Origin of the sequence: Streptomyces sp. P17 (assembly GCF_032436805.1) — a bacterium.
Taxonomy (GTDB): domain Bacteria; phylum Actinomycetota; class Actinomycetes; order Streptomycetales; family Streptomycetaceae; genus Streptomyces.
The window spans coordinates 1-281 of record NZ_JAVRBF010000657.1; the positions used below are offsets into that span (position 1 = coordinate 1).

At 57.7% G+C, this 281-nt stretch carries 1 protein-coding gene; it reads right to left on the minus strand.

Annotation, left to right across the window (positions count from 1 at the left end):
* Positions 1 to 36: 36 nt before the first annotated feature.
* The coding region (locus RMT89_RS42475) for a DUF6527 family protein (RefSeq protein ID WP_315889105.1) at positions 37 to 281 on the minus strand (245 nt) is incomplete at its 5' end.

The following is a 281-nucleotide window of genomic DNA, read 5'->3' on the forward strand; positions in this document are numbered from 1 at the left end:
CTTGTGGCAAGTCTGTGGCAAGCGCTTGAGCGCCGCTCAGCACCACACAACGCGGCCATTGCGAAACCAAAAATGCGAGCCGCATTCCTTCTTCCTCCACACCGAAGGAGGGAGAGTGGCGGTCCCATCGTCATGGTGCGTGACACGCCAGCAAGGGCGTTCGTCGGGGAGAAGATTCATATGTAAAATGGATCGGCAGCCGCAGGGACAAATCATTGCTGCCTGCTCCTCGAAACCGTCTTCCTGGACGACGTAGAGCGTCCGACGCTTCAACTGCTTTG